Origin of the sequence: Acinetobacter sp. YH16056_T (genome assembly GCF_024605895.1) — a bacterium.
Classification (GTDB): Bacteria; Pseudomonadota; Gammaproteobacteria; order Pseudomonadales; family Moraxellaceae; genus Acinetobacter; species Acinetobacter amyesii.
Map to the genome: position 1 here is coordinate 2,298,219 of NZ_CP094545.1, position 15,633 is coordinate 2,313,851.

Below are 15,633 nucleotides of genomic sequence, written 5' to 3' on the forward strand. Positions count from 1 at the left end.
AAACCGTGTAAATCACTGAGATTAAAACATATTAGAAGTCTTCTATCTGTAGCAAAATGCTAATCTCTATAAATTGAGCAATTGTGAAGCAATCATCAAATACACCACCACGCCGGTCGCATCACAAATCGAAGTCACCAAAGGTGCAGAAGCACTTGCAGGATCGAGCTTTAACTTGTTGAGTACAAAGGGCAAACTCATGCCAATTAAACAACCGAGCAATACGATACCCATCATACTTAAAGCCAAGACCAAGGCGACGGTTGCATCACCACGATAGTAGCCTAGAATTGATACAGCAATGGCCATGGTTCCACCGAGGCAAAGCGCGACGAGCGTCTCCCGACCCAATAAATAAAACCAATCACGAATTTTTACATCCCCAGTGGCAAGCGCTCGCACCATTAAGGTTGCAGACTGTGAACCTGCATTGCCTCCACTTCCGACCAATAAGGGTAAGAAAAAAACCAAGACGATATGTGCGGCAATGATGTCTTCATAATATGAAATGCCTAATCCGGACAATAAGCTGCCAAAGACCAATGTCACCAACCAGAACACCCGCTTTTGATACAACTTTAAAATCGGTGCTTTATTAATGCTCATACCTGGTTCGGTACTCACCGCACTGGCTTTTAAAAAGTCTTCAGTGGTTTCAGCCTGTACCACATCCATCGCATCATCATAGGTGACAATCCCCATCAAACGCTGGGCATGATCCACAATCGGCAAGGCCATAAAATCATATTCTGCCAATTTTCGCGCAATGCTTTCTTGATCTTCATCTATCCAGCCGGTCACCACATCTTTGGTCATCACCTGTTGAATCCGTGCATCACGATCGGCCTGCAAAATTTGCCGCAGTGAAATCACCCCTTCTAATTGAGACTGATCATTGGTGACATAAATTAAATACAGGGTTTCACGGTCATGCGGTTCATGGCGTAAGGCCTCTATAGCTTGTTGCATGGTAAAGTCAGCAGGCATACTGACATAGTCTGAACTCATGATTGCACCTGCAGACTCTTCTGCATATGCAGATAACGCCTTTAGATGCTCTTGGGTATCTTGATCAAGTTGTTGATAAATCCGATCTTGTTCTGCATCAGTTAAACTTTTATATAAGTCCGTTGCATCATCAGAATGCATATCATCAAATAGTTCAATTTGTAGACGCAGTGGATAACGTGAAATCAGCTGTCGCTGTGACTCAAAAGGGAAAAACTCAAATACCAAGCCTTGATGGTCTAAACCTGAAAGTAACTCGATTTGATCTTCGATTGGAAATTGCTGAATTAAACGAGCCTGATCAGCGTAGTTCAGAGGCTGTAAAGCGAAAACTGCTGCTGCATAATTTTGTTGTTGCAGCAAAGCGGAAATTTCACGCTGTCTTTGTATTAAATCCGCCATTCAACTCACTCTTATTTTAATCTTTCTATGTAGAGCACATTTTGAAGGATAAACTAAAGAGTTTCAAATCTCTTCAATATGTTCTCGGTGAACGTTGTTTGCGAAAATTCTCTGTGAACATTCCCTGTCGAAAGTTTGGTGACATAAATTTGGCGACATAAAAAGCCACCGCGATGTACTCAAGCTTTCACGGTGGCTTTTACTAGAGCTATACACTGTGCGTGAATTATTTCTAAGTTTCAGACACCGGTTTGATTTTAAAAATAGAGCGGACCATCACATACATAAACGGAATAAAAATCAGCACCAAGACCGTACCGAATATTACCCCACCGAGTACGCTTACCCCAATCTCTTGACGACTGGCTGCACCTGCGCCAAAAGCAAGAACTAAAGGAACCACCCCTGCACCAAAAGCCAAAGAGGTCATCAAAATAGGACGTAAACGTAGTGCTGCGCCTTCCATTGCAGCCTCGATTACATGTTTGCCTTTTTCTTGTGCCATCGCTGCAAACTCTACAAGCAAGATCGCATTTTTACAGGACAGACCGATGGTCGTCAGCAAGGCAATTTGGAAATAGATGTCATTTGGAAAACCGGTCATGTAGCTAAACAAAATATTACCGCCTATCCCGAGTGGAATCGCACTCATGACTGCGGTCGGAATGCTCCAACTTTCATATAGGGCGGCAAGACAGAGGAAAATAAATCCAATCGAGACCAAATATAGCCAAATCGCTTGATGACTTGATTTTTGCTCTTCAAAAGATAAACCACTCCATGCCACATCCACGCCAGGCACCTGATCGACTAAAGCTTTAACATCCTGCATGGCTTGGCCACTTGAGACATTTTTGGCTGTATCCGCTTCCATTTGTAATGCGGTGTATCCCATAAAGCGATTGACGACTTCAGGGCCGCCACTCCAGCCAATGGTTGAAAAATTACTAAATGGAATCATTTCATTTTGGTCATTACGTACATGCCAATAAGCCAAATCTTCTGGTTTAGAACGGAATTCGGCATCTGCCTGCATCATGACGCGTTTAATACGTCCACGGTCAATGAAATCGTTAATATAACTCCCGCCCCATGCACTACTCATGGTGCTATTAATCGCATTTTGCGTTAAACCCATAGCCATCGCTTGTTTTTGATCAATATCAACTTTCAGTTCAGCTTTGTCTGGGTTAGAGCGTTTGTCTAAATTTTCGAAACTACTGAATTGTGCGGATTTCTCTTGCAGGCTTTTAAATTGCTCATCGAGATAAGCACGACCCTCACCATTCATATCTCGCAGCCAAAACTCCAGACCATCGGTTTGTCCAAGACCGCTGACTGAAGACGGCATGCTGACATTGATTTGTGCATTGTTGAACTTTTTAAAATGTTTCATAGCACGTTCACGAATCGCTTGCGCTGAATTGTATTGTCCTGAACGTTCATCCCAATGCTTCAGTGCAATAAAGCCTTGCCCTAAGTTTTGACCCGTACCAGAAAAATTTCGTCCATAACGAATCATCACCAAATCAATATTTTGCTTTTCTTCAGTCAAAAAGTACTGCCGAATTTGTTCACCGATCTCACGACTTTTCGACATCGGTGCACCTTCTTGTAATTTAAGTTGCACACTCAAAATGCCCTGGTCTTCACTAGGAATAAAACTGGTCGGCAAAGCACGATAAAACAAAGCAAATACCGTAATGAGCCCCGCAAACAAAACCACCGTCCATAAGCGATAACGAACCGTGGCTTGTGCAAGTGCTAGATATTTGGTTTTTAAAGTCTCTAATTTGGTGTTAAACCAAATCGCCCAGCGCTGTGGTTTCGGATTGGGTTTTAAAATTAAGGCACATAATGCAGGGGTTAAAATCAGCGCAACCATCAGTGACAAGCCCATTGCAGCCACGAGTGTGATGGAAAATTGTCTATAGATCACGCCCGTTGAGCCACCAAAGAACGCCATGGGAATAAATACAGCGGTCAATACCAAAGTAATCCCGATTAATGCCCCGCTAATTTCATGCATCGACTCGATGGCCGCTTGTTTTGCTGTTAACTGTTGTTCATGCATTAAACGTTCGACGTTTTCCACCACAACAATCGCATCATCGACCAACAGACCGATGGCCAGTACCAATGCAAACAATGTGAGCGTATTAATGGTCATGCCCAAAGCATATAAAATCGCTAAAGTCCCAAGAATCACCACAGGCACCGTAATCGCAGGTATCAGCGTTGCTCGCCAATTTTGTAAGAAGATAAACATCACCAAAACCACCAGTAAAACGGCTTCGAATAACGTTTTCACCACTTCTTTAATCGATTCTTGTACAAATGGCGTGTTATCCCGTGGATAAACGATTTTATAACCGGCAGGTAATTGCTTCGCTAACTGTTCAATTTCTTGCTTAATTAAGGCTGAGGTTTCAAGTGCATTTGCCCCAGAAGCCAATGAGATCCCCATCCCTGAAGATGGATACCCGTTAATGGTATTAACCCCTGAATAATTTTCCGCACCCAATTCAACACGTGCAACGTCTTTTAAATAGACAAAACTGCCGTTTCGTGCAGATTTGACAATAATATTTTCAAATTCTTCAACTGACTTTAAACGTGAACCTGAAGTGACTTTTGCATTGAGATATTGATCCGATACACTCGGCAATTCACCTACGGCTCCGGCTGCAACCTGCGTATTTTGTGATTCAACAGCCGCACGGATATCACTGGGCATAAGGCTATATTGCTTTAACTTCAGTGGGTTGAGCCAAATGCGCATGGCAAATTGCGAACCAAAAACATCGACTTCACCGATACCCTCAATTCGAGCAATGTCCTGCTCTAGATGAGTCATCATATAGTCACCAAGTTCGATATTCGAACTCTTGCCAGTCTCATCATAGAGGCCGATAACCATATGGGTATCACCCAAAGATTTATAGACATTTACCCCTTGGCGCTGCACATCTTCAGGCAGCCGATTGATTACTCCATTTATGGCATTTTGTACTTGTACTTGAGCGGTATCTGGGTCAGTGCCATTTTCAAAACTGATGCTGATCCGGCTTCGACCTGAAGAGTCGCTGCTTGAACTAAAATATAAAAGGTGATCAATTCCTTTAATTTGTTGTTCAAGAACTTGTGTGACACTTTCCTCAACTGTTTCTGCTGACGCACCGCTATAACTTGCGCTGACCGTAATTCGTGGTGGCGCAATATCTGGATAGCGCTCTACCGGTAAATTGAGCACAGCAAATAGCCCGAGCGCCATGACGATGATCGCCAAGACACCTGCAAAAATCGGTCGATAAATAAAAAACTTAGACAGCATCAGTCCATGTCACTTTTCAATTAATGAAATAAAATATGTTGATTGATTTTTTCAAAAAATCTTATTGATAATCAATCACAATGTGCTTGATTACAAGCCTAGACTACATAAAAACCTTGCTTGAAGCGAAATATGTAGAAAATATGGAGAGCCTCCACTTCAGCTATTTTAGTAAATTTATGTGACAAAACCGCCTCTGTCATGAAGTCTTAGCCACTGCCCTGCAATGTATGCCTGCAACTTCATTCATTTAAATAAAAAGATGCCGAGGCAGCCATGCAAAAACAATTAACAAAACAGTTAAATCTAGCCATAACAAGCAAAGTGAAATCCTCATGGGGCGTGTCTTCACTGCTCCTTTTTAGCGTTTTTGGTTTATCTGCATGTAATTCGGATGACGATAAAACCCATGTCACCAAGCCCCCTATTTTGCCTGATACAGGTTTTGTCATTGTTGGGCATCGTGGTGCCAGTGCTTTGCGACCCGAGCATACCCTTGCCGCATATCAAAAAGCGATTGATGATGGTGCGGATTTTATCGAACCCGATTTAGTGCCAACCAAGGATGGCTATCTGGTTGCGCGCCATGAAAGTGAAATTTCAGGGACAACCAATATTAGTACGCTGTCACAATTTGCGGATCGAAAAACCACCAAAAAAATCGATGGTATCGACTATACAGGATGGTTTACGGAAGACTTTAATTTGAATGAACTGACTCAAAATGTAAAAGCACGTGAGCGTATTGCTCAATATCGCCCTAATAACACTCAATATAATGATCAATACAGCATCCCAACGCTCGAACAAATCATTGAACTTGCCGAAGCTCATTATAAAAAAACTGGAAAAATTGTTGGTTTATATATTGAAACCAAGCATCCCACATTTTTCCAACAGCAAAATCTAGCCATGGAAGATCGTTTACTCACAACGCTTGCCAAATACAGTTATACACGTGATATCGCGCCTGTATATTTACAGTCCTTTGAAACCACCAATCTTAAATACTTACGTGATCAACTCACGCAAAAGAAAACCCTCAAACATGGCAAAATTATTCAATTATTAGATAGCCCAACTGCCATACCGGGTGACTTACAGCAACAAAACTCACCTCAAAATTATGCAAGTTTAGCCACTGCAGATGGCCTAAAATCAGTGGCAAAATATGCAGATGGTGTAGGTCCAAGTAAAACCTATATTTTTTCAAACACTGAATTTAAACAAACCAGTTTTGTCAAAGATGCCCATGCTGCTGGTTTGAAAGTCCATCCTTATACACTCAGACCTGAAAATGGTTTTTTACCTGACTATTTAAAATGTAACTCAGTGGCGACCGAACGTTGTGATACAGGTGCGGCTAAAGAATTTGAAAACTTCTATAAAGCTGGTGTAGATGGTGTATTTGCCGATGATCCAGGACTGGCACGTAAAACCTTAACGCAACTGCAAAAGCCCTAATTTTCCTAAAATGAAAAAAGACGCCGAGGCGTCTTTTTTATTGTTCAATGGAAACCTTAAAGCGGGTTTGCCAAATATTCTGCGGCTGACTGCGTTGCCACTGGCTGAGGTGCTGGAGCTGTCGGAGCTGTCGGAGCCGTCGGAGCTGTCGGAGCTGTCGGAGCTGTCGGAGCTGTCGGAGCTGTCGGAGCTGTCGGAGCTGTCGGAGCTGTCGGAGCTGTCGGAGCTGTCGGAGCTGTCGGAGCTGTCGGAGCTGTCGGAGCTGTCGGAGCTGTCGGAGCTGTCGGAGCTGTCGGAGCTGTCGGAGCTGTCGGAGCTGTCGGAGCTGTCGGAGCTGTCGGAGCTGTCGGAGCTGTCGGAGCTGTCGGAGCTGTCGGAGCTGTCGGAGCTGTCGGAGCTGTCGGAGCTGTCGGAGCTAAATTTAGCGGGTTCCAACGGAACTGACCATCATTCATTTCACTAATTTTACCAATACCCGGAAATGGTAAATGTGCAAATGCAACGAAGGTTTGCTCTTGAGCAAAACGTTTAAAAATTGCTAAACGAGTTTCACTGGCTTTGACCGGATCGACATCAAAATCGACAGATAACTTTGGTTGTTCAAACTGTAAATGATAGGAATGAACCACATCGCCGAGGATAGCAAAACTTTTAGCTTGTGATTTTAAGATAAAAGAATAATGCCCCGGTGTATGTCCAACACTCGGTAAAACCTCTAAACCATTAATCACCGAACCAACGCTAAAGGTCTTAAAACTCCGCATGGTTTGATATGGCGCAATCGCAGCTTTAATTTTCACAACGGTCGCTAAATAACCTTCACGTTTTTCGGTAGCTAAAGTGTTGACGGTGCTTTCACTTAACCAATACTGACTTTCTTGTTCATTGACGTAGACCGTTGCATTTGGAAACACAGCCTTACCTTGTTTCGCAATGCCACATGCATGATCAGGATGTAAATGAGTTAAGAAAACACTGCGTACACGATTAAGCTTATAGCCAGCTGCTTCAATATTTTGTGCAATAGAACCTAAGTTCGGTCCAAAACAACTGGCTGCACCACTATCAACAAGACTGATACCGCCTTGTCCATCATCAATCAGGTAGGCATTGACACTGGTTTGTATACCTTTGCTCTGATCAACAGCAAGCTTTTGGAATAAAGCGCGAACTTCTTCTGGTGTTAAATTTTGTTTAAATAAATCAGGACTTAATTCGAGTGTCCCATCTTTTAAAGCAATGACTTTATACGCACCCACTTGGAAAGGATAAAATCCCATGGGCTGAGTCACATTCGTTTTGATTTCCGTTTGAATAACTGCCGGCTCTGCACTGACAACCTGGCTGGTTAAAAGTGTTGCTGCAAGCACAGCAAAACTAAAGTATTTCATTGTTGACCTATATCACTTTTATTATTTCATGCAATGAAGCAAAGGCTTCAAAATTAAAAAATTTAAACGCCTGTATTGTGCCTGAAATTCAGGCAGATTTTAAGTCTAATAATGAATAAACATAGCACTAACTTGATACAGGCTTATGTAAATCCCCTTAAATTTTTAGGCCCAATAAAATAAAAACTGAATGCAAGAAAACTTTAAGCTTGGCATGCTATATTTTCGCCAGTTTTTAAATCTATACGTCTGTACAGTGCTATGAGTGAAATTTCCCCGTTTAAAGGCAAATCTGGATTTAAACGAATTTTAAATGCAACGCAATATTCCCTCGACGGATTCAAAGCTGCTTATCAAAATGAAGCTGCATTTCGACAAATTGTCTGGATGAATATTGTGCTTATTCCTACCAGTTATTTTCTCGATGTGAGTCGTGCTGAACATGCCCTTATGGTAGTGGTGTGCTTATTTGCCTTGATAGTTGAGTTATTCAATTCTGCCATTGAAGCCGTTGTCGACCGCGTATCTTTAGACAAGCATCCACTTTCTAAAATTGCAAAAGATATGGGGAGTGCCGCTCAATTCGTTGCTTTAGCAATTATCTTTTTTACTTGGTTTATTATCCTTTTGCCTTAAATAAAGGCTGTCTCACTCTATTTGCAGGGTTATGCCCTGCTTTTTTTAATTCCTTATTTCTGTTTTTTAAGTAAAATTTACGCGTCCCTATGCACATCTACTGATCCATCGAAATAAGCCAAAAATTCAAACTATGAAATCATTGGCTTAAACAAGATTAGAGGGGGGAAAATAGATACACATTCATTGAGCAGACCGCTTCTTAAGGACGCTTTTACAAGAAAAGATAAAACCTATTTTTTCGGACTTTTAAGCTTGAACACGTTAAAATGCCTTTGAGAATTTTGTGCTACTTTGAAATGAACCATGACTTTGAGCACCACCAGCCTTCGTAAACAACTCCGTAAGCAGCGTCGTAGCCTAAACCTATGGGAGCAACGACAAGCTGAACAACAAGTCCTACAGCGCTTAATCAGACATAGTTATTTTAAGCGCAGTCAGCATATAGGCGTTTATTTACATGCATTTGGTGAAATTCACACTCAAAAGCTTATCCACTACTGTTTTTCGCATCAAAAACACGTGTATTTACCCATGATTTGCAACATGAATCAGCAACTGGTTTGGGTTGAAATCTCACGTCATCAATACATTAGTAAACGTTTTTCTCATCACCCACTCGGTATGAAAGAACCCATGGCAAGTCGTGGGAAGCATGTTTCTCATCTTGACCTTTTAATTATGCCCTTGCTCGCTTGCGACAAGTACGGCACACGTATTGGTATGGGGGGTGGCTTCTACGATAAAACATTAGCAACAGCCCACTCTACCCCCTACCGTTTAGGACTTGGTCATGATTTTCAACTCATTCAAGACTCTTTGGTCCGAGAGGCATGGGATCAACCGCTAGATGGCTTTATTAGCCCATCTCAAACTTTAAGCTTCAAACGTTAATTTGATATTCTTGACACTGAGTTACACTTATAAATCACATATTTAGTCATTTTTTATACATTTTAATTGGCATGACCCTTGTAATTTAAAAAATACACATCACTATAAAAAACATGGCAACACCGTTGTCACTCATTAGGAGTGCCCATGTCTGAGATTATTATGAATGAAGAAAGCTTGGAAACTACAATTCCGAGCGTATTACCGCTCTTAGCGCTACGAGATGTGGTTGTATATCCTCACATGCAAATTGCACTGTTTGTGGGTCGTGAAAAGTCGATCAATGCAGTCAATGTCGCACGTGACAGTGACAATCTTGTATTCGTAGTTGCACAAAAAGATTCGCTTACAGAAGAAATTGATCACGACAATTTATATCAATACGGTACTGTCGCGAAGATTGTGCAAGTTGTGAATCATGAGAATGATGAAAACTGTATAAAAGTACTGATTGAAGGCTTATATCGTGCCAAGTTAGAAAAAATTATCGATGCCGATGATTACCTGACTGCCGAGCATTCATTAAGCCCAATGACGGTTTCTGTTGACTCAGAAACTCAGAATAATCGTGTGGAAGAATTACGCACCTTATTTGCTCAATATGCAGAAGCAAAATTGCGTAACGCACGTGAATTGATTGCAGCAGCCAATAAAATTGATGATTTGCTACAATTATTATTCTTCGTAGCAACACGCGTGCCTTTGAATATTGATGTAAAACAAAAATTCTTAGAGCATGATGAATTTGAAGCACATTTAGCTGAGCTCATGACGTATTTATTACAACAGTCAGAAGAGCAGCAAATTGAGCAAACCTTACATGATTCTGTGAAACGCCAAATGGAAAAGAATCAGCGTGAATACTTCTTAAATGAAAAAATGAAGGTCATTCAACGCGAACTTTCTGATATGAATGGCGGTGGTGAGGATGACGTTGCAGAAATTGAAAAACGTCTAACTGAAGCCGATTTACCTGAACATGTACGTAAAAAAGCTGAAAATGAGTTCCGTAAGCTAAAAGCAATGCAACCTGCTTCGAGCGAAGCTGCTGTCGTGCGTAACTATCTAGAAGTTATTTTAGATACGCCTTGGAACAAAGCCAGCAAAGTCAGCATTAACCTTGCGAAAGCTCAAGACATTCTTGATGCCGATCACTATGGTTTAGACGACGTGAAAGACCGCATTGTGGAATACCTTGCTGTTCAATCACGTGTGAAAAAACTTCGCGGTCCAATTCTTTGCTTAGTTGGTCCCCCAGGTGTAGGTAAAACTTCACTCGGTGAATCTGTTGCCAAAGCAACTGGTCGTGAATTTGTCCGTATGGCGCTTGGCGGCGTGCGCGACGAAGCTGAAATCCGTGGTCACCGTCGTACATATATCGGTGCGATGCCGGGTAAAATTGTGCAGTCTTTGACTAAAGTTGGAGTAAAGAACCCACTGTTCTTACTCGATGAAATTGACAAAATGGCGCAAGACTATCGTGGCGACCCTGCTTCAGCATTGCTTGAAGTCCTAGATCCATCACAAAACAGCAAGTTCAATGATCACTACTTAGATCTTGATCTAGACCTTTCTGAAGTGATGTTCATCTGTACTGCAAACAGCATGAATATTCCAGAAGCTTTGCTTGACCGTATGGAAGTGATTCGTCTACCGGGTTACACCGAAGATGAAAAAGTGAATATTGCTGAACGTTACCTTGTTCCAAAAGCCATCAAGAACAATGGTCTACGTGCGAAAGAATTAACCGTTCACGAAGAAGCCATCCGCGATATCGTACAACGTTATACACGTGAAGCCGGTGTGCGTAGCTTAGAACGTGAAGTATCTAAAATTGCACGTAAAGTCGTGAAAGAAGCTGTTAGTAAGAAATCGAAAAATCTTCAAATTGAAGTGAATTCGAAAAATCTTCCTGACTACTTAGGTCCACACAAATTCGACTTCGGTATGGCCGAAGAAGAAGCTGAAGTGGGTCGTGTAAATGGCTTGGCATGGACATCTGTTGGTGGTGAACTGCTAACGATTGAAGTTGCGGCAGTAAAAGGTAAAGGCAAGTTCATTACCACCGGTTCTCTTGGCGATGTCATGAAAGAATCGATCACAGCAGCGATGACCGTTGTACGTACCCGTGCAGATGAACTGGGTATTGAAGCGATTCGCTTTGAAGAAACTGATGTACACGTGCATTTACCAGAAGGTGCAACACCGAAAGATGGCCCATCTGCTGGTCTAGCCCTAACTACCGCACTTGTTTCAGCGTTTACAGGCATTGCGATTCGTCCAGATATTGCGATGACCGGTGAAACCAGTCTTGGTGGCCGTGCAATGCGCATTGGTGGTTTAAAAGAGAAACTTCTCGCTGCTCACCGTGGTGGCATCAAGCTTGTCTTTATCCCACAAGATAACGTTCGTGACTTGACTGAGATTCCAGACAATGTCAAAGAAGGTCTAGAAATTAAACCAGTGAAATCGATTGATGAGATTTTACCTCTAGCCTTGGTTGATATGCCTAAACCTCTTGCAAAGACACCGATTGTCAAAGCAACTGAAGGTGGCAAAGCTGCTCGTCACTAAGCGCTAACAACTCGCAATAAAAGAAAAAAGCCCTGTTTCGACAGGGCTTTTTTTATCCATTATTCATACTGAATATTCTAAACTTGTCGTTCAAATCCATCGCTATGACAAGACTCAAGACAATAGCTACAACCTTTAATTGGATAACTATTTCAAATTCGACATCAAGATCAATAATAGCCAATAAGAAAGTCTTACAAAATTTGAATGCTATTACTTGAAATATCGCCCTCTATCCCACATATATAGTAGAGAGATATACGCGCTGTATGTTTCTTTATTGGTTCCAATCACGTCTAAAAGCGTGATGATCATTGGAACAAGATGGTCATCTACATCTCCAGGTAGATGACCTTTTATCGCAGTCCACAGGCTTTCGGGGCTGCGTTTTTTATGTCATGTTTTTAAAGACATGCTATTTCAAATTTAAAATGGTTTTAACTAAACCATTGATCACTTGAGCCATCTTGTCTAAGTTTAATTTATCCAGGGTATCTTGCTCGGTGTGATAGTGCTTATTACGATAAAATGCAGTATCGGTGATCATCATCGCCGGCATATCAAATTGCCAATAATTCATATGATCTGAAAAATCCACACCCTGAATAAATGAGGGTGAAATCAAGCGTTCACATTGCAACTGCTTCAATGACTCCATCGCAGCACAATACGATGAGGTTAAGTCACGAGACTGAATATTCCCCACCGATGCAATAAAATTCGTATGTGATGGATAAATCCATTTCAGCCCAACAGGATATTCTTGGGTGACTTTGGGATCAAAATAACCAATCATTTCTAGAATATACACACCTGAAATTTTATCCTTTTCCTTTGCTACCGATTTTGCATGGATAAAACTGCCCATCGACTCTGTTCTAAAATACGGCGGTTCTTCGAGGGTATAAAATACAAATTCAATATTTTGTTTTAAACGCGCTTTTTCAGCCGAAAGAATCCGAGCAGCTTCGAGTACACCTGCAACGCCAGAAGCATTATCATCAGCGCCATGCTGCTCCTCAAATACATCGTAGTGCGCGCCAATGATCACTCGGTTGCTATGCCCTGCATTTAAGGGACAAACCACATTACGGTATGGTTGGCTGTTTACGGTATAGGTTTGAAAACGACAATTCACACCAAACAAACGCATCTGCTCACGAATCCAAGCAGACACCCGGTTTAACTCTTGAATGTTCTTATAGTTACGATATTCAGCTTCATTACCAATAATTTGTTCTAAATAGACTTTTAAATTATCTGGTTCAGCGGTTCTAATATTGTTGGCATACGCCGCAAATGAACACCATCCAAAAATTAAAAGCATTGCTGCTTGCTTGAGCAAAAATAATTTACCGTCCTGCCATGTTTTTTTCATTGTTATTATTCCAATTTTCATCTTTGATCTAATCTGTTTATGCTGCGTATTTAAACAGCAAGCAGAACACGATTTCAATTGCAAATTGTGTCTGAACATACAAAGCGCAAGCGAACCGTTATAATACTCTTTTGTATACTTTCAGGCGCTGTATGAAAATTCGTATTCTGACAATCGGTCAAAAAATGCCAGCATGGGTTCTGACGGGTTTTGAAGATTATTTCAAACGTATTCAGCCATTTGTTCAAACGCAGATCATTGAATTACCTATGGCTAAACGTGGCAAGAACGACTCAGAAGCCGACATTTTAAAATACCGTCAAATTGAAGGTGACAGCATTTTAAATGCCATGAAATCGACTGAAGTGCTGATCGCCTTAGAAGTCGGTGGTCGTGAGTTCAGTACCGAAAAACTAGCTGAAACCATGAAAGGCTGGATGCTTGAAGGTAATGATGTGGTTTTAGCCATTGGTGGGCCAGATGGACATTCTGAAGCAGTACGTAAAGCTGCAGCATGGCATTGGTCTTTATCTAAACTAACTTTGCCGCATCCACTGGTTCGTGTCATGCTCATCGAACAGCTATACCGTGCAATGAGTATTAATCATAATCACCCTTACCATCGTGCGGGTTAATCCGAACTGACATCCAGCGTATACAGCAATTACAGCGTTGCAACAATGAAACAAACCATTGAAATTATCCGAATTGTTACGCTGAATAATTTAGTGCATGATCATCATATTCCTTTAAACAACCAACGGCGACCGCGATGAATTTACAAACACTTCCAGGTTTATTTATTTCCCATGGCTCACCTATGCTTGCCATCAATCCTGAGCAAGTCGGTCCTGCGTTGGAACGTTTAAGCCTGAATCTTCCAAAACCTGAAGCCATTGTTATCATGTCAGCACATTGGGAAAGTAACGCACTAGAAGTAAGTACCAGTGCCCGTCCTGAAACTTGGCATGACTTCCGTGGTTTCCCTGCGGAACTTTATGATATTCGTTATCCAGCACCGGGTAACCCAGAGCTTGCAGAAGAAATCCTTCATTTGCTTGCCAATGCAGGATTATCGGCACATGCCAACAGCACTCGTCCACGTGATCATGGCGTTTGGATGCCGTTGTTGCATATGTATCCTGATGCCGACATTCCTGTGATTGAAATATCACTGCCGATGACCATGTCTGCGCAAGAGATCTATAAAATTGGACAAACGCTTGCACCTTTACGTGACAAGCAAATCCTGTTGATTGGATCGGGCAGTATTACTCATAACTTACGTGAATTGGCTTGGGATGGTCGTGCCGCAGCCGTGCCTGAATGGGCGTCTACATTCCGTAATTTTGTGGTCAATAAGCTCACTCATCAAGATTTTGATGCAGTTCTCGATTGGCAAAATATCCCGTTTGTACAACGCAACCATCCGACCATTGAACATTTTGCACCCATCTTCTTTGCGATGGGTGCAGCCCCCCGCTTCTCTATTGTTCACAGTAGCTTTAGTATGGGTTCGCTGGGTATGGATATTTATCGTTTTGATTAAACGTGAATAAAACGAGATAGCTTGACTTATTCATAATTTATATTAATAAGTTAACAAATTATTATTTATGGATACATTTTGCTACTTATTTGAGCTGAATGTATTCATATTTTTTTAAAATGAATGGGTTATGCTACAGGCTGAAATTCACTTAGAACAGTTAGCGTAATGAAATTAAAATATTTAGCAATTGCCCTCTTCCCTTTAGCCCTTGCAGCATGTCAATCAAGCGATATCCAAAAAGCTGGAGATTTAGCCGTGAGCGTATTACAACAACAAAATGCTGATAAAACTTTAGCTTCATATCAATGGAGCACCTCCACTGAAAATGCACCAAAACCTTTGGTTTTAAATTTTCTAGAAAATGGCACTTTGGGTATTTCAACCAGCTGTAACAGCATGTCAACCCAATGGAAAGTGGAACACAATACCCTCGTGACAGGTAATATTGCATCTACCATGATGGCATGTCCTGATAATGCGATGAAACAAGAAGGACTTGCATCTTCACTCTTTAGTGACCGTAAAGCACCTTTTGTTTTAAATACCACAGATCCACAAAATCCAACGTTAACGATTATTTCTGCAACAGGTGAGAAACTGGTTTTCACTGGAAAATTAACACCTGAAACCCAGTACAACTCACAAGGCGAAACAATTTTCCTTGAAGTCAGCCCTGAAACCAAACAATGTACGGGTGTTGCTCCACAAACTTGCTTACAAGTACGTGAAGTGAAGTACGATGAAAAAGGCTTAAAAACACAAGTTGATAAAGACTGGACTTTATTTTACGATCAAATTGAAGGCTTTAAGCACACTCCTGCAGAACGCCAAATTATTCGCGTAAAACGTTTTGAACGTAAAAACCCTGCAGCTGATCAATCAAAATATGCCTATATTTTTGATATGTCAGTCGAACGTGAAGCCGTAAAAGGTACCTTGTAAGTTACAGCCTTAAAAAAACCGAGGTCATCACCTCGGTTTTTTATATCTACACAACCGC

10 protein-coding genes and 2 pseudogenes are annotated in these 15,633 nt (G+C 41.5%); 7 read left to right on the forward strand and 5 right to left on the reverse strand.

The window, feature by feature from the left end:
- Positions 1–66 precede the first annotated feature (66 nt).
- Together mgtE and MST17_RS11380 are read right to left on the reverse strand one after the other, a co-directional pair.
- On the reverse strand, positions 67–1,410 hold the full coding sequence (gene mgtE / locus MST17_RS11375; protein ID WP_180026672.1) for a magnesium transporter: 1,344 nt from the start codon (positions 1,408–1,410) through the stop codon (positions 67–69).
- 232 nt (positions 1,411–1,642) lie between these two features.
- A complete protein-coding gene (locus MST17_RS11380; RefSeq protein ID WP_180026671.1) occupies positions 1,643–4,744 on the reverse strand; it encodes a multidrug efflux RND transporter permease subunit in 3,102 nt (1,033 codons plus the stop codon).
- Positions 4,745–5,020: 276 nt separating this feature from the next.
- Between MST17_RS11380 and MST17_RS11385 the strand changes: the two genes are divergently transcribed.
- The gene (locus MST17_RS11385) at positions 5,021–6,208 is read left to right on the forward strand and encodes a glycerophosphodiester phosphodiesterase (protein ID WP_180026670.1); all 1,188 of its coding nucleotides are present in this window, start codon (positions 5,021–5,023) and stop codon (positions 6,206–6,208) included.
- A gap of 272 nt (positions 6,209–6,480) precedes the next feature.
- Here MST17_RS11385 and MST17_RS11395 read toward each other — a convergent pair.
- Both MST17_RS11395 and MST17_RS11400 read right to left on the reverse strand, forming a co-directional pair.
- Positions 6,481–6,618, reverse strand: a pseudogene (locus MST17_RS11395) (hypothetical protein); the annotation flags it as partial.
- Positions 6,619–6,756: 138 nt separating this feature from the next.
- A pseudogene (locus tag MST17_RS11400) lies at positions 6,757–7,599 on the reverse strand (MBL fold metallo-hydrolase); the annotation flags it as partial.
- Positions 7,600–7,860: 261 nt separating this feature from the next.
- Between MST17_RS11400 and MST17_RS11405 the strand changes: the two are divergent.
- The 3 genes from MST17_RS11405 to lon all read left to right on the forward strand — a co-directional run bounded on the left by MST17_RS11405 (position 7,861) and on the right by lon (position 11,703).
- Positions 7,861–8,235, forward strand: a complete 375-nt coding sequence (locus tag MST17_RS11405) for a diacylglycerol kinase (RefSeq protein ID WP_168378310.1) — start codon at positions 7,861–7,863, stop codon at positions 8,233–8,235.
- 306 nt (positions 8,236–8,541) lie between these two features.
- Positions 8,542–9,129 carry a 5-formyltetrahydrofolate cyclo-ligase gene (locus MST17_RS11410; protein ID WP_180026669.1) on the forward strand — a complete coding sequence of 196 codons (588 nt, stop codon included), beginning with the start codon at positions 8,542–8,544 and terminating at the stop codon, positions 9,127–9,129.
- A 147-nt stretch (positions 9,130–9,276) separates the two neighbouring features.
- Positions 9,277–11,703, forward strand: a complete 2,427-nt coding sequence (lon, locus tag MST17_RS11415) for an endopeptidase La (protein ID WP_180026668.1) — start codon at positions 9,277–9,279, stop codon at positions 11,701–11,703.
- A gap of 415 nt (positions 11,704–12,118) precedes the next feature.
- Here lon and MST17_RS11420 read toward each other — a convergent pair whose 3' ends face one another.
- Positions 12,119–13,030 carry a M20/M25/M40 family metallo-hydrolase gene (locus tag MST17_RS11420; RefSeq protein ID WP_180026695.1) on the reverse strand — a complete coding sequence of 304 codons (912 nt, stop codon included), beginning with the start codon at positions 13,028–13,030 and terminating at the stop codon, positions 12,119–12,121.
- Positions 13,031–13,233: 203 nt separating this feature from the next.
- Between MST17_RS11420 and rlmH the strand changes: the two genes are divergently transcribed.
- The 3 genes from rlmH (at position 13,234) to MST17_RS11435 (ending at position 15,575) form a co-directional block, all read left to right on the forward strand.
- Positions 13,234–13,716, forward strand: coding sequence for a 23S rRNA (pseudouridine(1915)-N(3))-methyltransferase RlmH (gene rlmH, locus MST17_RS11425; protein ID WP_180026667.1), 483 nt, complete (start codon positions 13,234–13,236; stop codon positions 13,714–13,716).
- A 137-nt stretch (positions 13,717–13,853) separates the two neighbouring features.
- Positions 13,854–14,630, forward strand: a complete 777-nt coding sequence (locus MST17_RS11430) for a dioxygenase (protein ID WP_180026666.1) — start codon at positions 13,854–13,856, stop codon at positions 14,628–14,630.
- A gap of 168 nt (positions 14,631–14,798) precedes the next feature.
- Positions 14,799–15,575: an META and DUF4377 domain-containing protein gene (locus MST17_RS11435; protein WP_180026665.1), complete on the forward strand. Its 777-nt coding sequence runs from the start codon at positions 14,799–14,801 to the stop codon at positions 15,573–15,575.
- Positions 15,576–15,633: the final 58 nt, after the last annotated feature.

Excerpts from the sequence above, each read along its gene's own strand:
- mgtE (WP_180026672.1), bottom strand. The coding sequence starts at position 1,410 with ATGGCGGATTTAATACAAAGACAGCGTGAAATTTCCGCTTTGCTGCAA.
- lon (WP_180026668.1), top strand. The coding sequence starts at position 9,277 with ATGTCTGAGATTATTATGAATGAAGAAAGCTTGGAAACTACAATTCCG.
- MST17_RS11435 (WP_180026665.1), top strand. The coding sequence starts at position 14,799 with ATGAAATTAAAATATTTAGCAATTGCCCTCTTCCCTTTAGCCCTTGCA.
- MST17_RS11380 (WP_180026671.1), bottom strand. The coding sequence starts at position 4,744 with ATGCTGTCTAAGTTTTTTATTTATCGACCGATTTTTGCAGGTGTCTTG.
- MST17_RS11420 (WP_180026695.1), bottom strand. The coding sequence starts at position 13,030 with ATGCTTTTAATTTTTGGATGGTGTTCATTTGCGGCGTATGCCAACAAT.
- MST17_RS11410 (WP_180026669.1), top strand. The coding sequence starts at position 8,542 with ATGACTTTGAGCACCACCAGCCTTCGTAAACAACTCCGTAAGCAGCGT.
- MST17_RS11405 (WP_168378310.1), top strand. The coding sequence starts at position 7,861 with ATGAGTGAAATTTCCCCGTTTAAAGGCAAATCTGGATTTAAACGAATT.
- MST17_RS11385 (WP_180026670.1), top strand. The coding sequence starts at position 5,021 with ATGCAAAAACAATTAACAAAACAGTTAAATCTAGCCATAACAAGCAAA.
- MST17_RS11430 (WP_180026666.1), top strand. The coding sequence starts at position 13,854 with ATGAATTTACAAACACTTCCAGGTTTATTTATTTCCCATGGCTCACCT.
- rlmH (WP_180026667.1), top strand. The coding sequence starts at position 13,234 with ATGAAAATTCGTATTCTGACAATCGGTCAAAAAATGCCAGCATGGGTT.